The following is a 25,493-nucleotide window of genomic DNA, read 5'->3' as shown; positions in this document are numbered from 1 at the left end:
TGATATGTAACAACTATTATTAATTTGTAGATTTTAATAGACAACTCATTCTTTAGTCCTAAATTTATGTTATTTTGCAATAATGTGCACCATATTAATAGCAAAATTTATGTTATTCGTGCTAATATTTCATAGTTGGTTATTCAATTAATTAAAAATAAGTCAAAATATGCAACATTTTATAATTCATTGAGTCGAAATTATAAATTGAAGATGTTCTTAACAATTATAATAATCGTACTTTCTACTATTGATTACTTACTATCAATCGGATTACTAATTAGTCACTTTAACGTGTTATAGTTTGATTTTTTGATGAAAATTAAGGAGTTTTCATTTAAATCGAACTACTATGGGAATTACTAAATTAAAAAAATTATAATAAATTTTCTTTTTTAGTGATAAAAGTTCGAAAAATGGGTATAAATAGTAGAAGAAGTTAACTTGAAAGAAAGATTCTATGACAAGAGATTACTTAGATCCACATTGAATATTGGAACATTTAATTGCGCTAAATCGTTTCATTAAAAAAATAACCTTTTCAAACTTATTAAATTAAGGCAAATTTTAAAAAATGGTAATATTTTTGACTGTACAAATTGCTACCTCGAAAATACAATCAATGTGTCTAATGAATAATTTGTTTTATAAACACTTTTTTGTTTACTTCTCATTTTTAATTAGTTATAATTAACTAAATAATAGAGCATTAAATATATTTAATAAAACTTATTTAATGTAAAATTATGACTAACATATCTATAATAAATAAAGATTAGATATCAATATATCGGGCAAATGTATCGAGCAAGATGCATCAAATAGGGAGGTTTTAAACATGGCAATTACAAAAATTAATGATTGCTTTGAGTTATTATCAATGGTAACTTATGCTGACAAATTAAAAAGTTTAATTAAAAAGGAATTTTCAATTAGCTTTGAAGAATTCGCTGTATTGACATACATCAGCGAAAACAAAGAAAAAGAATACTATCTTAAAGATATTATTAACCACTTAAACTACAAACAACCACAAGTTGTTAAAGCAGTTAAAATTTTATCACAAGAAGATTACTTCGATAAAAAACGTAATGAGCATGACGAAAGAACTGTTTTAATTCTTGTTAATGCACAACAACGTAAAAAAATCGAGTCATTATTAACTCGAGTAAATAAACGAATCACTGAAGCAAATAACGAAATTGAATTGTAATTTTGTTTAGCGCAATTTGGTGGAGTTTGATAGATGATACATTCTATTAAACTTCCTTTTTTTATGCCCTTTTTTATCTTTGAGTGGTAAGTCTTTAGTGAGGTTTGCTTATAATCTTATAATTCAAACAATAACGGCACATTCACATATATGAATACATTTTGAATAAATTGAATAAAATTCACATAACATTTTCTTAGTTCTCTCAATCAAAGAAAAATTCACCACATAAAAATATACCCCATAAATTAGATCGTAGTCTAACTTATGGGATACATGTCACAAATCACGATACACTTTTAATGAAATCCAAATAGTAATCTAAAAATACTTCTGGTTCTTCAATATGTGGTGCGTGACCAGAATGATCAAAGATTTTTTTAGTTACATTTAAAAAGTGAGCTTCTAATTTAAAATGCAATTTATCTTGAATTAATGGATCATGTTCACCATTAATTAATAAAGTTGGTACACACGTGCGCTTTTTCATATATATTGGTTCATCTTGGTGTAAAATTAATGAACGAATTGCCGCCGCACTATCATCTTCAGACTTAGTACTATATATTTTTTGCTTTTGATACCACTTCATCGTATTTTCTTGGTTCTTAAACAGCTTTGAGAACAATAAAATATAAGCTTCTGATTTATTAAATCCAGCGACTTCATCTTGGTATTTAATTAATAACTGTGTAAAGCTGTGTATCAAATCATCCTTTTTTGCAGCTATGGTGGTTAATGATTTGACACGATAGGCATATTTATCTGTAAACAGCTTAGCGACCACACCACCTAAATCATGTCCAAGTATGTGTGCCTCATGAATATTTAATTTCTCCATTAAAATTTTCAAATCCTCAACGTGATCATTCAATTCATATGATTCACTTTTAGAAGACTTACCGTGACCTCTTAAATCATAACTAATAACTTTAAATGATGTTGCAAGTTGATGTTGTAAATCTTCAAATCCAGCTAAATTACCATCTAAGCCGTGTAATAAAATAATTGGTTCCCCTTTACCCTTCATTTGATAAGTTAATTGGATTTGAGGATTAATAGTGACTTTATTCATTGTGACACCTCCCTCAATAAACTATATACCCAATCTGTTTCTATGTACGCTTTCATTTTATAAACAATTTTTTTAAATTATTTATAAATTCCTAAATACTACTCCACTATTAAAAAAACTATTCATCTAAATTTATACATTAAATCAGATGAATAGTTAAATAATATTTATATTTTTGTACGTGAAGATAAACGAATTGTAAAATAAATGACTAGGATAACTAGTAACATCCATATTATGAGTGAAAAAACTTGTGCAGTTTGCGGATTATGAATCATTGCATCAATTGTTTTCTGACAGAATAATAATCCGATTCCTGAAAATTCAAGGTGTTTATAAAAAATACCAACAATAACTAAAATAATACCAACAAAAAAGAAAAATTGATGACCAAAATTAGTAATTGGTATAATTCCCCAAGTAACATTAAACGCTTGTAGTACAATTAGAATTAGTGAAATTATAGCGATTACTGTTCCCATAATCATTTCTAGTTTATTACTACGCAAATAGTTCTTTTTCGACACCCTTAAACAAACAACGATTGTCATCGGAAAAATAATTAAACAATAAAATAAACTCATACCTGTTATGGCTTGAAATTGCACATATTGCTTATCATATAAATATGAAATAAGGATAAAGTTAAGGATAAAGAATATAACTGGATTCAACTGTAGTGCAAATAAATTTCTTTGGATCATTAATATTATTTGAGCCGGTGATTTACCTTTATATTCTATATAATCTTGGTCTTGCTTTTCAGAATTTTTAATATCTGTATTTACTTTCTCTTTAATATCATCAATCAAATGCGGTGATAAACCTTTATGATTAAAGTAATCTTCTATATTTTCTAGTAAAATTTTATCATTAATGCGCATAGGTAATACTCCTTTAAAATGAAACATCTTTATTTATTCTATACTTTGAATATCCCCTTCGTAAATCTTAAAATTTAGCATTTACTGTAGTATTATGACATGTAAAAAAATAACCGACAAGCGTTGCGATTTAACTTGTCGGTTAAGCACGGTTTATTTAATTATTATTTTTCCAAATCAATACGATATAATTTTATGTTTTTATCTTTTGGTGCTGAGGCAAATTGATAAGTCGTTTTCCCTTTTTCAATATAGCCAAAATTACCAGTAACTTTACTATATTCAGTATGTGTCACTGCTTTGCCAACATAATTTTTAACAGCTTGATACGTTGGACCATTTGCATCGTTATACATCATTGATACACGTATGACTTTACCGTCATTTTTCTTACCATCAGTTGTTACAAGTAACATACCTTTGTTAGTGTGGAACTCATAATAATGTTCAGTTCCATTTTCATTGTAAGAGTACATCGGATTTTTGTACTTAGTTAAAACATCTTTAATAGATTCGCCAATTTTCACTTTTTCTAATGACTGGTCACCCTTAGTTAATTGTTTAACAGTATCAATAGAGTTGCCACTTGCTGCTTCAGCGTTAGTATTTACTAAGCCTACTCCCAATACAACAGAACATGCAATTATACTTGCCGTTAGTAGCTTTTTCATAAGCACTCTCTCCTTTTATTTATATCGTCTTGTGCTCAAAACCATTATACAACAATCATTTCTAAAACAACAGTCATATTACAATTATATTACAAATAATAATTACTACTTTTATATTTCACTTATTGCTAAAAATTAAACATGCTTATTTTCATGATGTTCATTGATAAATATTGTTGCATCCTCAACAAATTTTTCTTGTTCTTCCACAAATGGAAATGCACTTGATTCTTGATATACTTTAAAGTCAACATGTTGTATCAAATCTGCAACTTCTTTAGCTTCAAGTCTTGTTGTTCTTTCACCAAATTCACCTGCTACTATCATTGTAGGGACTTCAACATCACCATAGACTTTTGAAATGCCCTGTCTTTTAAATACATCTTTAACAGCTTGTATTTCTTCTTTAGTTGAAATTTCATTTGTATCTTCAACATGTTTAAGAAAACGATTCATTTTACGAGGACGATAATACTTACGCTTATTTAAAAATTTATCTTGTTTTTCAGGATCCCAATTGCGAATAATATGTGCATATTTTCTAAATAAACGTTCTTCAGGTAATTCACTTTCTATTGAGGTTGGGTTTACTAAAACAAGTGATGACGTATGCTGTGGGTATCGAGCTGACATATCCGCTCCAATAAAGCCACCCATTTCATGGCATATCAATGCTACCTCTTCAATATATAAATATTTAAGTAATCCTACTATATCATCTGCAAAATCATGTATATCAATGTGTCGTGGTTTATCAGAGTAACCATGTCCTCTTAAATCTATTAATACCACCTGAAATGATTTGGCTAGTTCTGCAGCTAATTTATTAAATACCGAGTAATTATCAAGCACGGTATGAATCAACACGATAGGATAACCTTCACCTAACGTACTATAGTGTAATGATGTTCCATCTTTTCTAGTAAATAGATCCATAATTATCTCCTTTATTGTCATTTTTTATAGGTAAAATAGTTAATAATTCTTCAACTGTCGTTATTGTGAAGTCCACTTCTTCTTCGAGTGGTTCAATTTCTGCATCTTCTTGCTTATACCAAACACTGACCATACCCATTGCTCTTGCTGGCGCTACATCATTCAATGCATCGTCACCCACATACATAATATCTTCAGGTGAAACGTCCAGTTGATCAATCATATCTTCAAATATTTTAGGATGTGGTTTACGAAACCCTACTGTTTCTGAAGTTGATAAATAATTAATCACATGCATTAGACCTAATGAATGTAAACGGAACTGTTTAATTTTTGATTTGCCATTAGCTATAACACCAATTTGATAGCCTTCTTGAGACAATTTTTCTAACGTATATAACGTATCGTAATAAGGAAATACATAACGATAAAAATGCATTTCAAAATCACTAAAAAGGTCTTTCCAAGTCAATCTATCTACATGGAATCGTTTAATGATTTCTTTATATAAATCAGGTTTATCATTATCTTCATCGTCATCAAGCTCAATAAATGCCTTTTTAAAATCTGCAAGTTGAACATGGATTAAATAATCATGAAATCTTTCGTATTGTTCTTCGATAAATTTCTCCCTAGACTTAACCCTATCCAACAAAGTACCTTCTAAATCAAATACTACTGCTTTAATTTGATTCAAATCCATCGCTTATGCCCTCTTTATGTTTATAGTTAATCCTATTTTAGCAAATGTCATGTGCTAGTGTAACTGTTTCGACTGAGATATTAACATGTAAAATAAAACTGGTATACCGATTAGTGCAATAATAATACTTGCTGGTATTTGTATCGGTGATAATACATGACTTCCTATAAAATCAGCTATAACCATAGTTTGTCCACCAATGATACAATTCAACGTTAACTGTCGTCCTAAGGTTTGTCGCCATTGCCATTTTTTTATCAACTGTGGAATAATCATGCCAATAAATCCAATAATACCAACATACGCAACATTAATTGCGGTCATCATTGAAGCTAAACATAACGCTATAAATGCAATAATTTGTACATTTAGACCTAATGACTGGCTTTTTAACTCTCCTAATTGTAATAATTTAAGCTGATTGAGTATTAAAATAATGGCACATAGCCCTACTATAAATACAGTTGTAATCACTGTTACATTTGAATATTCAGCATCACCAAAACCACCAAATAAATAATTGGCAATCGTGTTTAATTGTCTTGGTTTTAATAAAATTAGAAAATATAATAAAGAATTAAATAAAGCACCAACCATTAAACCGCATAATATTAGAATCCTTATCGGATATCCACGGCTTAATATTGAAGTTATGAAAAGGACGATTAATAATGTAATAAAACTAAATACTACAGAAAATATAGGAATCCATAATGCAGTTAAACCTAGAAATAACGCCAACCCTGAACCAAATGTTGCACCACTTGCTAAACCTAGCGTAAAACTATCAGCTAATGCATTATTTAATACTGTTTGAAAAATTAATCCTGAAACTGTTAATATCATACCTGTTAACAATGCCTCAAAATACCTTGGCAACCTTACATTCATTAATATGGATTGATTAAATGGGTCATTGATACTACCCAGTTGCCAAAACAAATACATGGCAGAAGTTATTATTAATATAACAATCCAACTTAATATAGTTTTATAAAATGTCATAGTATACTCTTTTCTTTAATAGATAATTACATACATTATAGCAATCACTCACAAACGTTTCTATGTGTGGTGAAAATATATTTTAAAATCCCTTATAACTCTACATAAATGATTTTATATAGCTATAAGGGATTCTTAATTATGTTTTATTTTTTATAGATTGCATCTCTTAATTCTTTTAAACCTTCATCTATACGTGGACCTGGTCTAGAAACTTCATCGCCATTTACAACTTCAATACGTGTATTTTTTACGGCATTAGTTTTATTAAATCCGCCTCTTTTTTTGATGATATTCATATAATCTGATTTTGTTTTAGATTCAGTAGAAATTAAAATATCTGGATTCTTTTTTATAATGCTTTCTTTTGTAACAGCCTGCCAACCATCTATATCATTATAAATATTTTGCGCGTCAAGTTTATCAAGCATATCGTTAAAAAATGTATGCTTACCAGCTGTATATATTTCAGGTTTTGATGATACTTCAATAAATACTTTAGACTTTTTGTGATGCGCTGGAATCGAGTCAATTATTTTTGCAACATTATCCTTAGTTTCCTCGACAAGCTGTTCAGCCTGTTTGTCACGATTAGTTAATTTACCAACTTGTTTAAACGTATCATATGTTTCATTAATTGATTGAGCATCTTTTACATAGACTACTTTGATACCTTGTTTCTCTAATGATGACAATACTTTATTGGCAGTTGTTTTCTGCGATTCATGCGCAAGAATTAAATCAGGCTTTGCCTTTAAAAGTTCTTCTTTATTTAGATTCAAGGCATCAAATTGTTTTTTGCCCTTTTTAACATCTTTCGGATAATCATCAACCGTTGAAACACCAACTATGTATTTACCTAATCCCAGTTCATATAAAATTTCTGTATTACTAGGCATTAATGAAACAATTCTATGATAAGGCGTTTTAGACGTTTCCTTTTTATCACTATCATGTTTTTCATTATTATTGCCACAAGCACTTAAAACAAGTACAAACATTAAAATAAAAGCAATTAACGATTTCTTCACACTATCCATCTCCTTTTAGAGCCTCTTGAGCTTTAGCGATTAGAGGCTCTTATGCAGTTGCGCGCATGCAAACCAACTGTATTCCTTTAATCCCACTTTTCGCTTTAGCGATTAGAGGGATTTATGCAGTTGTGCCTTAGCTTCCAACTGCGTTCCTTTAACCCTTATTAATTTATTAATTAGGGGCTTTTATGCAGTTGTGCGCATGCAAACCAACTGCGTTCCTCTACACTCTTGAGCTTTAGCGATTAGAGGCTCTTATGCAGTTGTGCGCATGCAAACCAACTGTATTCATTTAATCCCACTTTTCGCTTTAGCGATTAGAGGGATTTATGCAGTTGTGCCTTAGCTTCCAACTGCGTTCCTCTACACTCTTGAGCTTTAGCGATTAGAGGCTCTTATGTAGTTGTGCGCATGCAAACCAACTGTATTCATTTAATCCCACTTTTCGCTTTAGTGATTAGAGGGATTTATGCAGTTGTGCCTTAGCTTCCAACTGCGTTCCTCTACACTCTTGAGCTTTAGCGATTAGGGGCTCTTATGCAGTTGTTCACAAGCAAACCAACAGTATTACTTTATTCACATCTATTTATTATATAAGTCCACATACTAAAAGAAAATAGTAAATTATTTTTTATATTTCATATAAACTCATCTATCTAACTTCACAGCGTTTAATTTTTAAAGTATGGCTCTAAAAAGTCATAATTCGTTGTATCTTTATCTCTAAAATAATATTTACCAAATACGTCTAATAATGCATGAAATTCATTTGCATCTTGATTTGTAAAATAATTTGGTAAGGTTATTACTTTTTTTAATTGTTCATAGCTCTTCGTATTTTCGTATCCTAACTTAGCATATATTTTTCTAGTATAACTATCAGGGATGAATTCAATACGTCCGAATATGTAAACAAGTAAGACATCTGCTGTTTCACTTCCAATACCTTTCAAAGATAATAATTCATTTCTTAATTTATCTTTATATCGCTCATTAATCTCTTGGTAATTGAAATGATGTCGTCCTAACCATGTTAATAATGATTTAATCGTCAATGATTTATTTTTATAAAAGCCACTTGAACGTATCAATGATTGTAACGTTTCAATAGGTAATTCTAATATATGTTTTGGATTAAAATGCGTGTGTTCTTTAATCTGATTCAATGCAATTTCTGCATTTCGCCACCTTGTATTTTGAACTAAAATTGCACCTAACATCATTTCAATGTCATTCTCTGCAGGCCACCAATTTTGCGGTCCAAGATGTGCATATAAAATTTTATATAAATCATCAGTTCCTAACATTTAAATCCTCCCTTTTAGAGCCCCTTGAGCTTTAGCGATTAGGGGCTCTTATGCTGTTGCTGCGCAAGCAAGCCAAATGTATTCCTTTAATACCCTTGAGCTTTAGCGATTAGGGGCTCTTATGCAGTTGCTGCGCAAGCAAGCCAACTGTATTCTTTAACACCCTTGAGCTTTAGCGATTAGGGGCTCTTATGCAGCTGCTGCGCAAGCAAGCCAACTGTACTCCTCTTCACCTTATTCATAAATTAAGCATTCCCCAACATGTCACATACCTAATAAAAAACACTCCAACACAAAGTATCTTTCGAGAAACTCTACGTTGGAGTGTATATAAATGTTCTTACATTGATTCAGGTGCGCTTACACCGACCATTGCCAATGCATTTTTCAATGTAATTCTGACCGCTTCAATCATAGCAACATGTGCTTTTGTTTTTTCAATATCATCTGTTAACACTTTTTCAGCATTATAGAATTTGTGGAAATGAGAAGCTAAATCTTGAATATAATTAGTAATTCTATGTGCTGATCTATGCTCAGCAGCACTTTCAATTGTAGGTTCGAAATCAGCTACTTTTTTCAACAATTCAATCGCTTTTTCATTTGTAATTGTTGTAAAATCATTCGCAGCAGTCACTTCAATACCTTGCTCTTTTGCTTGTTTTAAAATTGAACAAATACGTGCATGTGCATATTGAGCATAATAAACTGGGTTATCTTGAGATTGCTCTTTCGCTAATTCCATATCAAAATCAAAGTGACTATCAGGACTACGCATAGTTAAGAAATAACGTGCAGCGTCAACGCCAACTTCGTCCATAATTTCTCTTAATGTAATCGCATTACCAGTACGTTTACTCATCTTCACTTCTTTACCATTTTCCATTAAACGAACCATTTGCATGATTTGAATTTCTAAACGATTACTATCTACACCAAACGTTTCAAGAGATGCTTTCAAACGATTAATATAACCATGATGATCAGCACCAAATAAATCGATTAAAATGTCATTACCACGTTTAACTTTATCAAAATGATACGCAATATCAGGTAAGAAATACGTATATGTGCCGTCATTTTTAATTAACACTCTGTCTTTGTCATCTTTAAAATCAGTTGTACGTAACCATGTAGCACCATCAGCTTCATACGTATAACCTAATTCTTTCATTTTAGCTAAAACTTCAAGAATTTCACCTTTTTCATATAAAGATGTTTCACTAAACCAATTATCAAAATGCGTATTGAACTCTGCTAAATCATTTTTCAGTTTAGCCATTTCGTATTCTACGCCTAATTTTCTAAATTCTTTCAAACGTGCTTCTTCAGAATAATCTTTGATTTCAGGGTGTTTCTCTGCTAAATCTTTACCTATTTCAATAATATCTTTACCATTATAGCCATCTTCTGGCATTGAATAACTATTGTCACCTAAAGCTTCAAAAAAACGTGTTTCAATTGAACGCGCTAAGTTAGTAATTTGATTACCAGCATCATTAATATAATATTCACGTGTTACATTATAGCCAGCTGCAGTTAAAATATTAGCTAAAGCATCACCAACTGCTGCATTTCTAGCATGACCAATATGTAAATCTCCTGTAGGGTTAGCTGAAACATACTCAAGCAATACATTTTGACCTTTTGATTCATTTACATGTCCAAATTGGTCACCTTTTTCAATTGCTTCAGGAATAATTGCTGTTAAATACTGATTATCTAAGTAAAAATTAATGAATCCTGGACCAGCAATGTCAATTTGTCTTACATGTGCTTTTTCAGTATCCAAGTTATCAACAATCGCTTGAGCAATTTCACGAGGATTACGCTTTGCAATCTTAGTCAGTACCATCGCAATGTTAGTAGCATAATCTCCATTTTTTGTATCTTTAGGAACTTCAATTTTAATATCAGGAATCTCTTCTGCTAATCCTGCTTTGTTAATACTTGCTGCAATTTCTTCTACTAATGTTTGTTTCACTTGATCAATAATATTCATTCGCCTATCTCCTTATAGTTAATTTCATATTGATAAGAACCCATTTTTTCATTATCTTGATATAATTCATAATGAATCTTTAGCTTGCCACCGTCTCCACTTACGAAATGTAAAATGCGTAATGTTTTAACTTCTAGTGGAATTCGTCCAGCCGATATATCGTAAAAAGTTGTTGTCGTTTGTCCTTCAACAAAATGCAAATTCATATTAATGTCGCCCTTACGAATCAACTTAACGCTATCATCATCCACTTTTATTGTAACATTAACTGTTGCATCCTCAATTTGTTCTACATACCGAATAAAGTTAGATTGTCTTTGTTGCCAAGTACCTTCAGTAGTAAATTCAAATTTTTCTTTTTCGTTGTGCTGTTTCAACACTTGTTTTGTTTGAATGCTTACTTTTTTATCCAATTTACTACTCACCTTAATCATCGCATAATAGAAATATTATAGCATAAAATAAGGTCATCTTGTTATGCCTTCTTAAAGCTAAATTGGTTCAATTAATTAACAATTCCATTCTTAATCAACGCTTCATATATGTAAGCCATTTTATAAAATTCAAACAACTCCTCAAAACCAAAAAACACGAGATTTTCACTATCTTTCATGAAAACCTCGTGTTTGATTATAATGATAGTGTTCAGAGCACTACCTTCTTTATCTATATAGTCATTTGATATTTTTAAAATTTAATAACCATTCTACCAGTTATTGTACCATTTTCCATTTCTTCAAAAATATCATTGATTTCTTCTAATTTTCTTAATTGAACTTTAGGTGTTACTTTATTTTCAGCAGCAAATTCAAACGCTTCACGTAAGTCTTGTCTTGTACCAACAAGTGAACCTACTACTTCAATACCATCAAGCACTAATCTTGGGATATCTAAGTTCATTTTATCAACAGGTAAACCAACGGCAACAACTCTTGCACCAGCTTTTACAACATCAACCGCTTGGTTAAATGGTGTCTTAGCAACTGAAGTTACCACTGTTGCATCTAATCCTTTGTTATCAGTTAATTTCATAACTTCTGCAACTGGATCAACATCTTTAGAATTAATAATAGCATCAGCACCTAATTCTTTCGCGAATGCTAATTTATCATCATTGATGTCAAAGGCAACAATTTTAGCCCCCATAACGTTTTTAGCATATTGTAAAGCTAGGTTACCTAAACCACCTATACCAAAAACACCTAACCATTGTCCAGGTTTTACATTACTTACTTTTACAGCTTTATAAGTAGTCACACCTGCGCATGTAATAGAAGACGCAGCTGCTGGATCTAATTTTTCAGGTACTTTCACAGCATAGTCTGCAGTAACAATAACTTGTTCAGCCATTGCACCATCCACTGTATAACCAGCATTTTTCACACTACGGCAAAGTGTTTCACGACCTGTTGTACAATATTCACATCTTCCACAGCTTTCGAACATCCAAGCGATAGACACACGGTCTCCAATTTTTAATGATTCTACATCTTCTGCAACTTCGATGACTTTACCAATACCTTCATGACCTAAAGTAACGCCTGTAACATCACCAAAATCAGCATTCTTAACATGTAAATCAGTATGACAAACGCCACAATATTCTGTTTGTACCAGTGCTTCACCAGGTTTTAAAGCTCTTAACTTTTTGTCCTCAATACTTACTTTGTGATCTTTCGTTACAACTGCTGCTCTCATAATAATGTCCTCCTTATAGTCACTCCAGTATGTATGATATTAATTGGCGATTACTTTCCAAAAATGAAAACGAATAATTATAGATGTAATTTTTATTTGTAATAGACGCCAGATTAAAACATACTACTGTGACCTTGTTTTTAGTTAGATATCAACAGTTAACTTTTAACGTTTCCCTAGTTAATATGTTAAAAGAAATGACATAATCGATATGCTAACGTGTAATTTTTACTTCACATATATTTATTTAAAGATAATTTATAATACTCTTATCTTCACTCTTATTATAATGTGAATTAATTCACAAAGTATATAGCTATGATCAAAAAAATGTGTCAGTTATTCAAATTTTTTATTAACTACAGATTAATTTAATTTCAAAAAAATTAAAAAAATCCCCAATCAATCTAAGACTTCATTTTCACCTCACGATTTACATCGTCATTGAAAAATGAATCATATCTTTATAGATTAATTGGGAAATTTTGGTTTCTAATTTTTAATTAAATGCTTGATGTAAAGCATCAGAAGAATGCTTCCACATACCTTCATCATGGTTCATTAAAAAGTCTTTTAAAATAGCTTTATTCTCGTCACCAATTTGATCAATGATAATATGATGTTTCATTGATTTATCCATCATATTAACATGTTCAGGCATACTTTTATAACCACGGCGAATTGCTTTATTCACTAATAAATAGCACGCTGTTAAACCAGCATAATATGGTCCTTGTTCATTACGTTCTGTTGTTACCCAACACAACCAATATTCTTTAGCTTCATCGCCTTCAACAGCAGCTTTATCAGTAATCCATTTCACACCTTTTTCAACTTTGGCACGAGCATGCATGCCTCCAATATCAATAAATGCTTCTTTGTTAGCAACATCGATAAAAACTGGTGCAATATTGTCTAAGCTAATTGAACCAATATTTGTACCTTTATGACCATCTAGAGGGTCATTTTTTATGATATTAAAATTAAAGCCTTTTTTCTCAGACAATGATATAACCTCCATATTTAACGATAACAATTTTAGCCCTGTTTAATTAAGCTCATTAATCAAATTTTCAATAGCTTCTCTAATTGTCTTATCTTTAATCTTTGCAACCATTTCTCTAGGATAATATAATTTATAGTCTTGGCGATTAATGCCTGTAATACTATGAATGACTAAAGATTGATTGCTTATTTCTCTAATCGTACCATCTTGCCTTAATAAATGAATCGGTTTGCGATTTGACCCCGGTCGATCATAGTCATATGGCAAATCCGAAAATGCTTCACTCACAAAATAATAATCTGGATTAATACCACCTGCTTCAAACAGTTCTTGCAGTTCTGATATTGTAATAATTGACCCATCAAATGGAATATATTTAAATAAGTCTCGATTAATAAATCGACTTGCTAAATCACTTAAAATGGCATCATCTTCTTTTGTCCATTTTTCCAAATAATACGTAACTACCGCTTCATCGAGTTCAACATATTGTTCAATCGTAACTGTCTCTTCAAAAAATGGAATAAAATCATGTGGATGCAACTTAAATTCATAGCCTTCATTATAAAGCTGTTTTGCGCGTTTCAAACAATTATTAAGCAGCACTTCTCCACCACGACTAACTGGGTGGAAATAAATCTGCCAATACATTTGATAACGACTCATAATAAAGTTTTCAACTGCATGCATACCACTTTCTTTGATTAGTACTTCATCTTTAGAAGGTCGCATTAATCTTAAAATACGTTCCATATCAAAAGCACCATATGATACACCTGTGAAATACGCATCGCGTTGTAAATAATCCATTCTATCCGCATCGATTTGTGACGAAATCATCGAAATGACCAATTTATTGTGATGTGTTTTATTAATTACTTCCGCAACTTCTCTTGGAAACTCAGGCGATACTTTACGTAATACAGCATTCACCTCAGTATCTCCAGTAATAATCGCTTGTGTGTAAGCTTCATGGTCTGTATTAAATATTTTTTCAAAACTATGTGAAAATGGACCATGTCCTAAATCATGTAATAATGCAGCACATAATGCTAACGGTCTATCTTTATTGTCCCATGCATCATGACCAATAAATGACTCATCAATTAATCGTCTAACTATTTCATACACACCTAAAGAATGTCCAAAGCGACTATGTTCTGCTGTGTGAAAAGATAGGTACAGTGTTCCTAGTTGTCTAATTCGACGTAACCTTTGGAATTCCTTAGTTTTAATTAAATCCCATATCAATTGATCTTCAACATGAATATATCGATGTATCGGGTCTTTAAAAACTTTTTCTTCTACTAATTTTAAATCTACATATGCGTTAGTCATTATTCCCCTCCTTTTCGTTTAATATAATATTTAATTTACTTAAAATGCTTTGTACATAAGTGCTAAGTCTAACTTTTCGCCATACATTTCTGGCTGATAAGAGCGTAAGATTGTAAAACCTTGCTCTTTATAGTAAGCTACTGCTTCTTCATTTTTATTATCTACTTCTAAGTAAACACCTTCAAATTTACCTTCAAAACGTGATAATCCCTCATTTAATAGTGCTGTACCATATCCTTTATGTTGAGATTCAGGTCTAACATAATGCGCTGATAGATATAACTCTTCTCCGTAAATAAAGTTAGCAAAGCCGACGATGTCATTACCCTCTTCGACAACTAAGAACAATTGCTCTTGTAGTCTCTTTTTCAAATGATGTTCATTATATGAAGCTTCTAATAAGTGATTAACTGTTGTCGCTGCATATATATTTAAATATGTATTAAACCAAGCTTTTGTTGCGACATCTCTAATTTGAACAACATCTTTTTCCGTTGCTTGTCTTACCTTGAACATGACTTTCTCCCCTTATTAACAAGTTTTAATAACGGCATTATACCACAACTTGCTCAATACTTAATAAACAATGATTGTCTATTCAATTCATATATTTATATTTTTCGTTAAAATTAAAATAAAAAATAACGAAGCAAAAATTCACTTCGTTTTGTAATGAGGTATTACTTATTGCAATAGTTGATTCCATTCTGTCGCACGTGCTAGTGCATAATTATCTTTCATGACATCGCCAGGTTTATCTGCGGTTCCAATAATATAACCATTTAAAGTTGCACCTAAAAAGTCCAAACTATATTTCATTTGCGTTATTGCAGGCTTCGCTTTTATTTTTGGGCAATCTCCACCGACTAAAATGACTCTAAAATCTTTTTGAGCCATTTGTGCCTTAAAATTAGGATAACGTTTATCTTGTAATGTTTCTGACCAATGTTCGATAAATGCTTTTAATGGTGCTGAAATACTATACCAGTACACTGGTGAAGCAAAAATAATTGTATCACTTGCTAATACCTTATCTAAAATTTCCTGGTAGTCACCTTCATAATTTGCGATACTTTTTTCAGTATGTCTGACATCACGAATTGGTTTAAATTGATGCTGCGTCACGTCAATCCATTGATAATCTAATCCTTGCAAAGCAAATTTTGTTAATTGCGCAGTATTACCGTTTGGTCTACTTCCACCAAACAAAACAGTAATCATTTTAGCCTAACCTCACTTTTGATTGAAAATTATCTTTTGTGATATTGTTACCTAATTATACTATCATAAGCTTTGCCTACCGAATAGTAAAACGCTTACAACTTTTATGGAAATTTGACAAAATTTCGTCATGCCATATATGACGTTGCTTGTGATAAAGGGCTTATTCATGATGCATTGGATAATTAAGTCACTTTTAAAAATAATTCATTTAGCCTTCAATTGGAAACAGTTCGTCGATATATTGAATCTCATCATCTGATAAAACGATATCTGCAGCTTTAATATTTTCAATGACTTGTTCTGCACGTTTTGCGCCAGGAATAATCACATCAATAGCTGGTCTCGTTAAATAAAATGCTAATACAATGTTCGCAATTGAAGTTTGATGTGCTGCAGCAATCTTTTCCAAAGCTTTTACGCGACGCACATTCTCTTCAAAAACACCTGGTATAAAATCACGACGTGTAGCACGATGGTCACTAAATTTAGTATTCTCATTATATTTTCCAGCTAAAATACCGGATGCTAACGGGAAATATGGAATAAATGTAATTTGATGATCAACACAATATTGTAATACTGCCTCATTATCGCGATGCAATAAATTATATTCTAACTGTACAACATCAACGTAACCGTCTTTATTCGCTTCTTTAAGTTGATCTAATGTGAAATTTGATACACCAATTGCTTTAATCTTTCCTTGTTCTTTAAGCTCTTGTAATGCTGCAACTGCTTGATCTTTCGGAGTATTGTCATCCGGAAAATGAATATAATATAAATCGATATAATCAGTTTGTAGACGTTTCAAACTATTCTCAACTTGTTGTTTTAAATATTCCGGTTGATTGTTCTGATGTACTTCTTGATTTTCATCAAATTCATGAGACCCTTTCGTAGCAATTTTAATTTGCTCTCGCGGATATTCTTTAACAACTTCACCAACCAATTCTTCTGAACGCTCTGGCCCATAAATATATGCCGTATCTAATAAATTAATACCATGATTAATAGCTTGACGAACAACATCTTTTCCTTGTTCTTCATCTAAGTTCGGATATAAATTATGCCCACCTACTGCGTTCGTCCCAAGTGCGATTGGAAACACTTCAACATCAGATTTACCTAAGTTTACAAATTGCTTCATTAGACCCAGCTCCTTATCTTTATAACTTTTCCACTATCACACTACCATGATTTAATACAACTTCCAAATGTTAGAATTAGGGTTTGAATTTAGGCGGTGTATTAGAAAAATGTTATGTAGAACTCAGTTAAAATAAGTATTACTTAAGTCGATATTCACATAGTGCGATTGCTAGTCAGCCTTTAAATTACATGTACTTTTAAATCAGAAATTAAAAAAACATTTAAGAACGACAACATTAAAGCCATTACAAGTTCAATTAGAAATACTATAATGTTTTGATTTGCATAACAAAGAAATTAAAACTGTTAATATTAACATGGGATATCCATTATAAAATATTCATCTTTGTAGTTGATAATTCTATATTTCGGATTTTTATTCATTCTATCTATGAGTCAAATTTTTATATTAAATTTAATAATTTTAGATTTAAAAAATTCCTTTATTATTCAGCTTTTTTTAAGAAGTATTACATGAGCTTTTTTAATGCCAATGGGAACAATGTTTATAAAAAAGAAAAACATAGTTACTGCACCCCAACAGATAAATATAATTATATTTTGAACATCTATAGTTATCAGGGCATATAAAGTGAAAAATGAAAAACCACCGAAATATAAATATGCAAATATTATAAAGAAAAAATGTTTTAAATTAGGTAGCAATATCATTTTCTGACTTTTTTCTTTATTCATAGTAAAAACACTTAATGCTAACCTACGATTTAAATTTAGGTAGAAAAATAAAATACCAAGAAATACAACAAAAAATATGGCTATTACTATTGTTTTTTCCAATCTAACATTAAATAAAGGCATATACTTTCTAAAAGTCACACTAAATAAAACTGAACTACCTAATGCTGGCCAAAATGCATTGTTTTTAGCAGGTTTGAAAGTATTTAAATTTTCTAATTCTTCTTGACTGATCTTGATGTATCTTTTTGGTGTCAACCAATTAAGCAATGGAATAAATAAAACTAACCAATTATTTATTATATTCACCATCAAATATTCATCATTATATTTAATAATTCTATATTTGGGATTTTTGTATATAGCTATTACCTCGCAAAGCAATGTCTCCACATCCCTTTAATTTTATGTGTAATACATTTTTCGATACTTCAAAAGACATTAAAATATTATCAACTTACTATCATCAAAATTTTAATTAATTGTTATTTGCATATCTTTAATCTGAATTTATTACTACCATTTAATTTTTAAGTATGACATGAATGTTTTTATCTATAATTAAAGCTATATTCACTAGAAAAAAACCCATCATAACTGCAATCCAAGCAAAATATACTATTATGTTTTGGTAACTCATTGATAATAGTGCATCTAGGAATAGCATAGTCAATCCGCCAAATAAAATATATCCAAATAATGTGAAACAAACATTTTTTAGTGTAGGTATTAAAAAAATTTTTGACCTTTTATTTTTAGTATTATAAATATTTAAAGATGATTTTTTAATTAGGCGTACATAAAATATTAAAATCCCTATAAATGTGATGCAACATATGGCAATAACTAATTTTTTATCAAGTTGAACGTCAAGTAAATGTGTATATTTTCTTAATGCAACTCCCAGCAAAGCAGAGCTACCTGCAACTGGCCAAAAAACATTCTTTTTAGCAGGTTTAACAATATTTAAATTTTCAAACTCTTCTTTACTAATTTTGACGTATCTTTTTGGGATGAACCAATTAATAAATGGAAAAAACAAACTAATCCAAGTGCTTATTATATCGACCATTAAATACTCATCATTATATTTAATAATTCTATATTTAGGATTTTTATTGATGATTTTAGATTCGCACAGCAACATTTACCAGCTCCATTTCATAGGGTTTATTTGATTAGAAATACTTTTTGTAGCTTCACCAACAACATTCCCAACACTATCTACGGCTTTTTCTGTAGATTTTTTAACACCATCGATACCGCCATCTATTTTATGTCCTACCCAGTCTGCTTTATCTTTTATTCCCCATTTATTATTTTCATATGCCCAACCGAGCCCAATTGAAACACCTGTTGCTACAGCAAAGCCTCCTAATACAGCCCATCCTACTGGATTGCTGACTAGCGCAGTTATACCAGCAGACATCATAATCCCAGCTCCAGTACTTAAAGCAAGCGTCATACCATTATGCGACAACGCCTCACCAAATGTTTTATCATCGTTTGCCATATCATCATACATACCTATACCAAATCCTACACCTGCAACACCTTTACCTAGATATTTTCCGCCTTTTGCAAATTTACTACCATTTTCTATAAACACATTACCTGATGTACGTTTGACTTCTACAAATGAATTTGGACCAGCTGGGCCTTTCACTCCACCTGCTGTATTGATAAATACACCGAATTTACTTGCATTTATACCGCCTTGCTCTAAAAGTGTTGACGTGATATCTAATCCTATATCTCGTTTAATACTATCTTTATTGTCATTTATATATTTCATTATACTTTTCGGGATATCGTCTTCTGGATGCTCTTTGGCATATGCCTTTATAACAGCAAAGTCTGCTTTATTTAAAGTTTCTTTCTCTGCTTTATGTTCAATTTTCCCCATAGCAACTTTCAAATATTTTTCATGACTTGCTTTGGCCCAATCAAGTTCTTTACCTGAAGGAATATTAAATTGATTTGTTGAAAAGTTCCAAAAATTTTGTGCTTGGGTAAGTCCTTGTTGTACAATTTTTTGAAATTCTTCAACTTCTTTAAATATTTCTGGTGATTTTTGATTAAACTCACGCAATTTGCGTAGCTTCTCTTCTAATTCATGTTTTTGTTGACCCAGTGTTTGTATTATTTGTTGGTTCGATGAAATGGCTTGCTGATTATCGGAAGCATGCTTTTTCAAATTGTTATTTAAATTTTCATATTGCGTAATTTGTTGACTTAATGATCTGATATCTTCTTCAAGCTCTGATTCTTTTAAAGATATGCTATCAACCTCACTCGTATAACGTGACACGAAATTATCGCAAGCTTGCTTCGTTAAATCACTCAATGTTTTCATACTTGTTGATAATGGAATTAACACCGTACTGAAAAATTGCTTAGCTGACGTATATGCTTTACCTTTAAGTGCATCATCATTGATAAATTGAGTAATCGCTTTTTCCAACGCATCATAATTTGAATTCATTGATTGACTCAAATTACCAACACTTGAAGCTTGGTTTCGAGATCTGTCTAAATACATGTCAATACTCATCGGCATGCTCCTTTTCCAAAAATATGTGATTTTCAAACTATTTAAAATCAAATGCTTTTTACATCTAAAAAATTGTAAAATTTTAAAACTCGGCGATGATTATTTCTTATGTAAAGGAGTCTAGATGCAGGTAAATTGAGATAACATGTCGCCTTTTTTCTTATTTTAGCATATGGATATAATGGTGTCTTTGTATATTCGCAATTAATCAATAAAAATTATCTTTCAATATTTTAATTTTATTGTGACAACATCCTTAACCTAATATATATTAATACCTTGAAATATATTTACGATTTAAATAAGTATTCAATAACTTTAATCATTCTTCATAATGACGTATTTGTAAACTTCAAAAATCAAAAGTCAATCAAAACAATTACACATAACAAAACGATTTAAACCTTTACTTTCACCAATTTTGAAACGAGCATCCTTTATATCTCTCTAACACTTAAATCAACATTCTGTCATTTCAAACCATTCTAAAATCACATCTGATTCATTACATTTTCTACAAAAATAGTCATAAGTATTGACACATTGAGCAAAATGACTTTTAATTGTAACTAATAAAGTTACAATTACGAGGTGAGAAACATTGAACTTGGAATTTAACATTGCCGTGCATGTATTAGCTTTTTTAACTAAGCATCATTCAGAAAAATTCAATAGTAGTTCATTAGCAGAATTAACTTGTTTAAATCCGGTGCAATTACGACGTGTAACAAGACAACTTGTCGATTTAAAAATGATTGACACAATAAGAGGCAAAGATGGCGGTTATTTAGCAAATGATCAAAGTGCTGATGTCTCTTTAGCAACATTATATAAACATTTTGTCTTAGAAAAAGAAAATAAGACGCGACTATTTACTGGCGACGAAGGAAGTCATTGTCAAATTGCTCGTAATATTGCAACTACCATGTCACATTATCAACTAGACGAACAGAATATCATTATTAATTTTTATAAAGGAAAAACAATCAAAGATGTCATTGAAGACATTCAAAAGGAGGAATTATGTAATGAAAACATATGATTTAATTGTAATTGGATTCGGGAAAGCCGGTAAAACTTTAGCGAAATACGCTGCATCAACAGGTCAACATGTCGCAGTTATCGAACAATCTTCGAAAATGTACGGAGGCACTTGTATAAACGTAGGATGTATTGCTTCGAAGACACTTGTACATGATGGGTTAGAAGGCAAATCTTTTGAAGCAAGTTATAACCGTAAAAACGATGTTGTCAATGCGCTAAACAATAAAAATTACCACTTATTAGCAGACGATAGCAACATTGATGTACTGGATTTTAAAGCGCAGTTTAAATCTAATACTGAAGTGAATTTATTAGATCAGCATGGCGATATCGCCGATAGTATTACTGCACCTCATATCATAATTAATACAGGTGCTACATCTATCATTCCTAATATTAAAGGACTTAATCAAGCTAAACATGTCTTTGATTCTACAGGTTTATTAAACATTAGCTATCAGCCTAAGCACCTCGTTATTGTAGGTGGCGGTTATATCGCCTTAGAATTTGCTTCAATGTTTGCGAATTTAGGTAGTAAGGTTACTGTATTGGAACGCGGTGAATCATATATGCCACGCGAAGATCAAGATGTCGTTGAACATGCTATTACTGACTTAGAAAATAAGGGCATTTCATTGCATACAAAAGTTGAAACGACTGAATTGTCATCTGACGATCATCATACAACAGTCCATACTAACGTTGGTAACTTTGAGGCTGATGCAGTACTTTTGGCTATCGGTCGCAAACCAAATACAGATTTAGCTTTAGAAAATACTGATATCGAATTAGGCGACAGAGGCGAAATTAAAGTCAATGCTCATCTTCAAACAACTGTGCCGCATATTTATGCTGCGGGTGATGTTAAAGGCGGACTGCAATTTACGTATATTTCATTAGATGATTTTCGTATTATCAAATCAGCGTTATATGGTAATCAGTCACGTACGACTGACAATAGAGGCAGCGTGCCTTATACAGTATTTATAGATCCACCATTATCACGTGTTGGATTAACTAGTAAAGAAGCTGCCGCTCAACATTATGATTACACTGAACATCAACTTTTAGTAAGTGCTATACCTCGTCACAAAATCAACAATGATCCAAGAGGTTTATTTAAAGTTGTCATTAACAATGAAAATAACATGATTTTAGGTGCTACATTATATGGTAAACAATCTGAAGAATTAATTAATATAATTAAACTTGCAATTGATCAAAATATTCCATATACCGTATTACGAGATAATATTTATACGCATCCTACGATGGCTGAATCATTTAATGATTTATTTAATTTCTAGATAAAACATAAAAACCTGTTGGCACGCATAGAATGAAATGCTGCCATCAGGTTTTATTGTTGTGCTTTTCGCTTTTCCAATTTTTCTTTAAGCTTTCTATCTTGTTCTTCTTTACGACGTTTACGTTCTTCATGTCGTTTTCTTAAACGCTCTTCTTCTTCAGGATCACGTGGTTTCTTTAATTGTTGAGAAACTTTTTCGATCAATTCTTCTTCAGTAAGCGCAGCCAGTGGGCGGTTATTTACAAAAGTGAATGTTTTACGGCGTCCAGGTCCACAATAAGATTGACAACCTATAACGATTTCAGCATCGGGATCTAATTTTTCCAACTTCTTTTGTAACGTTCTAATATTGACTGCCTGACATTCATCACAAATAAGGAATGTATTTTTCATATTGCTACCCACCTTTCTTTATCATATCTATATCGTTGATTTCATTAATTTTTTCGTTAACTCTATCTATTTTACTCTTTTTAATATTTTTTTCAAGATACGTAACACGGCTGACAATAAAAAATGGAGCATTTATCTTCTAATTAAATTAGATGATTGCTCCCCTATCAATTCATTTATTGCCCATGATAAATATTAAATTTTAAAGGCTTAATACCATGTTTTGTCCATTCGTCATATATTTTTTCTTTATCTACATCTTTATCAATAATTGTAATACCACAGTCTCCACCACCAGCGCCTGATGTTTTAGATGCGCCGTGATACTTTTCAGCGATATCACATAAATATTTTAGCTTTTCAGTTTCAATATCAACTGTAGCTTCTTTATCCATACGTTGAATAATAGTACGATTCTGGCGTACCATCTTTTGCACACCTTTAATGTTATTTGTTTTAAAAGCATGAATAAGCTTTTCAACACAACGATGTGAATCTTCTAAGAAGTCTCCGTAAAATGAAGGATCTGATTTTAAACGTTTCACTTCACTAACAAAGTGTGGTGATGACGCCGGTGAGCCAGTCCAACCGATAAGTACTTCCATATTTTCAGGAGCTTGTAATGGTTCGATGTGTAATCCAGGCCAGTTTTTGATTAAAACTTCTTCCACAGTTGTATCTTCAATTTGATGTTTAACCCATTCATGGTCAAAAGTACTATATGCTAACCATCCACTATATACACTCACAGCAATATCTCCGCATGAACTTAAACTTTGTAACTTCATATTTGCAATCACTGCCAGTTTATAAATATATAAATTAGATAACTTCATATCATAAAATTCATTTAATACTTTTATAACTGAAACAAGTACTGCTGCACTTGAACCTAATCCATATTTATGGCCATTTGAATCATCTAAATTACTATCAATAGTCAGATGAAAATGCTTCATTGCAATATTGCAACTTTTAGCGTACTGTTCAAATATTTCAATAGCTGTAACCACATAATTTAATTGTTTTGCAGCATGTGGATCTGAGATGACAATGCTATCTTCATCTCTACTAAATGTTACTGGGTTATGATGTAATGCTTTAGAATGAATGGTACCTTTGTATTGATCTGCTTCCTCAATAGTAGCAGTTACAAAGCGATCTAACGCAATAAGTACAGATTTATATCCTGGTTCTGTTACAGCATATTCTCCAGCAATATAAAGTTTTCCGGGTGCTTTGACCTGAATCATGTTATCTCTTCCTTACTCAATTATTTCAATTCCTGTGGCAATAATGTCACTATCAATAATTTGGTTAATATCAAACTGTGTTAATAATTTATTTATAATCTGTTGCTTGTTTTTCTTTTCTACAAGTATTTTCACATTAGGACCCGCATCCATCGTAAAATAACACGGATACCCCGCTTCTCGGCATTCGTGAACAAGCGCCATGACATCATAACTTTCTTGCACAAGGTATGTGAACGGCGGTGTTGATCCCAGATTCGTGGCATGCATACGCAAACCATTTTCTTCAATTACTTCACCAAGGCGTTTAAAATCCTTGTCTTGTATCGCTGCTTTTGCTTCAACCAAGTCTTCATCAATATGATCTAACCAGTATTGATAAAACCTTGATGTGTTTCGTGTCAACGACATTCCATAACGACTTGGTACTTTTTTAGATTGTTGATTAATCACAACAAATATCATAGCAAGCTCATCTTCGAAATGATTCGATTCAAGTGGAACGGCATATGACGTCTCATCACTATACCCTTTTTCCCATTCTGCAAATCCACCATAAATACTACGCGACGCAGAACCCGAACCGATTCGCGCCAATCTCGATAAATCCTTATCTGACAGCTGCATGTATAGTGCTTTATTACAAGCAGCTGCTAAAGCTGCATATGCGCTTGCTGATGAAGCCAACCCTGCAGCAGTTGGTACAAAGTTTTCACTTTCAATTTTGGCATAGCACTCAATGCCCGCTCGTTCTCTGACAATATCCATATACTTTGAAATTTTCTCTAATTCTTTGCCACTAATCTTTTCGCCATTCAACCAAAATTGATCCTGTGTTAACTGATCGTTAAAAGTGACTTTCGTTTCAGTATAAAATTTTTCTAATGTAACAGATATACTATTATTCATTGGAATGATAAGTGCTTCATCCTTTTTACCCCAATATTTAATAAGTGCAATATTCGTATGTGCACGTGCTTTGCCACTTTTGATCAACGC

Annotated in this window: 26 protein-coding genes; 3 read left to right on the top strand and 23 right to left on the bottom strand. The window is 31.5% G+C overall.

Annotated features, from left to right (window positions below; genetic code table 11):
* The first annotated feature begins 838 nt into the window (after positions 1-838).
* Entirely contained in the window at positions 839-1,213 is a 375-nt protein-coding gene (sarA, locus tag SAMSHR1132_RS02970) for a global transcriptional regulator SarA (protein ID WP_001018678.1), read from the top strand.
* Positions 1,214-1,499: 286 nt separating this feature from the next.
* On the opposite strand, the gene SAMSHR1132_RS02965 is transcribed toward sarA, so the two are convergent.
* From SAMSHR1132_RS02965 to SAMSHR1132_RS02870, 20 genes are all read right to left on the bottom strand, one after another.
* Complete coding sequence (locus SAMSHR1132_RS02965; RefSeq protein WP_001045431.1) at positions 1,500-2,288, bottom strand: alpha/beta fold hydrolase; 789 nt, start codon at positions 2,286-2,288, stop codon at positions 1,500-1,502.
* 167 nt (positions 2,289-2,455) lie between these two features.
* On the bottom strand, positions 2,456-3,172 hold the full coding sequence (locus tag SAMSHR1132_RS02960) for a hypothetical protein (RefSeq protein ID WP_001222142.1): 717 nt from the start codon (positions 3,170-3,172) through the stop codon (positions 2,456-2,458).
* Between the two features lie 164 nt (positions 3,173-3,336).
* On the bottom strand, positions 3,337-3,843 hold the full coding sequence (locus tag SAMSHR1132_RS02955) for an SA0570 family protein (RefSeq protein ID WP_000735552.1): 507 nt from the start codon (positions 3,841-3,843) through the stop codon (positions 3,337-3,339).
* A gap of 135 nt (positions 3,844-3,978) precedes the next feature.
* Entirely contained in the window at positions 3,979-4,779 is an 801-nt protein-coding gene (locus tag SAMSHR1132_RS02950; protein ID WP_000362979.1) for an alpha/beta fold hydrolase, read from the bottom strand.
* Entirely contained in the window at positions 4,763-5,482 is a 720-nt protein-coding gene (locus SAMSHR1132_RS02945; RefSeq protein ID WP_000365356.1) for an HAD family hydrolase, read from the bottom strand. Before SAMSHR1132_RS02945 ends, SAMSHR1132_RS02950 begins: the two co-directional genes overlap by 17 nt.
* 54 nt (positions 5,483-5,536) lie before the next feature.
* Positions 5,537-6,487 carry a FecCD family ABC transporter permease gene (locus tag SAMSHR1132_RS02940; protein ID WP_000145153.1) on the bottom strand — a complete coding sequence of 317 codons (951 nt, stop codon included), beginning with the start codon at positions 6,485-6,487 and terminating at the stop codon, positions 5,537-5,539.
* A 146-nt stretch (positions 6,488-6,633) separates the two neighbouring features.
* Positions 6,634-7,518 carry an ABC transporter substrate-binding protein gene (locus tag SAMSHR1132_RS02935; RefSeq protein ID WP_000749064.1) on the bottom strand — a complete coding sequence of 295 codons (885 nt, stop codon included), beginning with the start codon at positions 7,516-7,518 and terminating at the stop codon, positions 6,634-6,636.
* 674 nt (positions 7,519-8,192) lie between these two features.
* Positions 8,193-8,828: an endonuclease III domain-containing protein gene (locus tag SAMSHR1132_RS02930; protein ID WP_000901748.1), complete on the bottom strand. Its 636-nt coding sequence runs from the start codon at positions 8,826-8,828 to the stop codon at positions 8,193-8,195.
* A 340-nt stretch (positions 8,829-9,168) separates the two neighbouring features.
* Positions 9,169-10,830, bottom strand: coding sequence for an arginine--tRNA ligase (gene argS / locus SAMSHR1132_RS02925; protein ID WP_001021156.1), 1,662 nt, complete (start codon positions 10,828-10,830; stop codon positions 9,169-9,171).
* The gene (locus tag SAMSHR1132_RS02920) at positions 10,827-11,243 is read right to left on the bottom strand and encodes a DUF1934 domain-containing protein (protein WP_000359086.1); all 417 of its coding nucleotides are present in this window, start codon (positions 11,241-11,243) and stop codon (positions 10,827-10,829) included. The genes argS and SAMSHR1132_RS02920 overlap by 4 nt, the downstream gene beginning before the upstream one ends.
* Before the next feature lie 92 nt (positions 11,244-11,335).
* Entirely contained in the window at positions 11,336-11,443 is a 108-nt protein-coding gene (locus SAMSHR1132_RS02915) for a hypothetical protein (protein WP_000655098.1), read from the bottom strand.
* Between the two features lie 74 nt (positions 11,444-11,517).
* A complete protein-coding gene (adhP, locus tag SAMSHR1132_RS02910) occupies positions 11,518-12,528 on the bottom strand; it encodes an alcohol dehydrogenase AdhP (protein ID WP_001200748.1) in 1,011 nt (336 codons plus the stop codon).
* A gap of 499 nt (positions 12,529-13,027) precedes the next feature.
* Positions 13,028-13,549 (bottom strand): YwhD family protein, encoded by a 522-nt coding sequence (locus SAMSHR1132_RS02905; RefSeq protein WP_001788287.1) that lies wholly within the window; start codon positions 13,547-13,549, stop codon positions 13,028-13,030.
* A 27-nt stretch (positions 13,550-13,576) separates the two neighbouring features.
* Positions 13,577-14,872: an HD domain-containing protein gene (locus SAMSHR1132_RS02900; protein WP_000180234.1), complete on the bottom strand. Its 1,296-nt coding sequence runs from the start codon at positions 14,870-14,872 to the stop codon at positions 13,577-13,579.
* Positions 14,873-14,911: 39 nt separating this feature from the next.
* A complete protein-coding gene (locus SAMSHR1132_RS02895) occupies positions 14,912-15,388 on the bottom strand; it encodes a GNAT family N-acetyltransferase (RefSeq protein ID WP_000477508.1) in 477 nt (158 codons plus the stop codon).
* Between the two features lie 168 nt (positions 15,389-15,556).
* On the bottom strand, positions 15,557-16,093 hold the full coding sequence (locus tag SAMSHR1132_RS02890; RefSeq protein ID WP_000633789.1) for a flavodoxin family protein: 537 nt from the start codon (positions 16,091-16,093) through the stop codon (positions 15,557-15,559).
* 211 nt (positions 16,094-16,304) lie between these two features.
* Positions 16,305-17,243: an aldo/keto reductase gene (locus SAMSHR1132_RS02885; protein WP_000808887.1), complete on the bottom strand. Its 939-nt coding sequence runs from the start codon at positions 17,241-17,243 to the stop codon at positions 16,305-16,307.
* A 452-nt stretch (positions 17,244-17,695) separates the two neighbouring features.
* The gene (locus tag SAMSHR1132_RS02880; protein WP_000882189.1) at positions 17,696-18,325 is read right to left on the bottom strand and encodes a DUF443 family protein; all 630 of its coding nucleotides are present in this window, start codon (positions 18,323-18,325) and stop codon (positions 17,696-17,698) included.
* 139 nt (positions 18,326-18,464) lie between these two features.
* Positions 18,465-19,088, bottom strand: a complete 624-nt coding sequence (locus SAMSHR1132_RS02875) for a DUF443 domain-containing protein (protein WP_000923048.1) — start codon at positions 19,086-19,088, stop codon at positions 18,465-18,467.
* Entirely contained in the window at positions 19,089-20,495 is a 1,407-nt protein-coding gene (locus SAMSHR1132_RS02870; RefSeq protein WP_000020784.1) for a T7SS effector LXG polymorphic toxin, read from the bottom strand.
* 601 nt (positions 20,496-21,096) lie between these two features.
* Here SAMSHR1132_RS02870 and hypR point away from each other — a divergent pair.
* Both hypR and merA read left to right on the top strand, forming a co-directional pair.
* Positions 21,097-21,537 carry a redox-sensitive transcriptional regulator HypR gene (gene hypR / locus SAMSHR1132_RS02865; RefSeq protein ID WP_001047234.1) on the top strand — a complete coding sequence of 147 codons (441 nt, stop codon included), beginning with the start codon at positions 21,097-21,099 and terminating at the stop codon, positions 21,535-21,537.
* Positions 21,524-22,846: a hypothiocyanous acid reductase MerA gene (gene merA, locus SAMSHR1132_RS02860; protein ID WP_000860605.1), complete on the top strand. Its 1,323-nt coding sequence runs from the start codon at positions 21,524-21,526 to the stop codon at positions 22,844-22,846. The genes hypR and merA overlap by 14 nt, the downstream gene beginning before the upstream one ends.
* Positions 22,847-22,899: 53 nt before the next feature.
* On the opposite strand, the gene SAMSHR1132_RS02855 is transcribed toward merA, so the two are convergent.
* The 3 genes from SAMSHR1132_RS02855 to mvaD form a co-directional block, all read right to left on the bottom strand.
* Positions 22,900-23,241 (bottom strand): DUF1450 domain-containing protein, encoded by a 342-nt coding sequence (locus SAMSHR1132_RS02855; protein WP_000798967.1) that lies wholly within the window; start codon positions 23,239-23,241, stop codon positions 22,900-22,902.
* Positions 23,242-23,417: 176 nt separating this feature from the next.
* Positions 23,418-24,494, bottom strand: coding sequence for a phosphomevalonate kinase (locus SAMSHR1132_RS02850; protein ID WP_000616887.1), 1,077 nt, complete (start codon positions 24,492-24,494; stop codon positions 23,418-23,420).
* A 12-nt stretch (positions 24,495-24,506) separates the two neighbouring features.
* Positions 24,507-25,490, bottom strand: a complete 984-nt coding sequence (mvaD, locus tag SAMSHR1132_RS02845) for a diphosphomevalonate decarboxylase (protein WP_000597322.1) — start codon at positions 25,488-25,490, stop codon at positions 24,507-24,509.
* Between the last annotated feature and the right edge of the window lie 3 nt (positions 25,491-25,493).

It is taken from the genome of Staphylococcus argenteus (assembly GCF_000236925.1).
Lineage (GTDB): Bacteria > Bacillota > Bacilli > Staphylococcales > Staphylococcaceae > Staphylococcus > Staphylococcus argenteus.
Note: the sequence above shows the minus strand (reverse complement) of the source record. Positions and strands in the feature narration are given on the sequence as shown.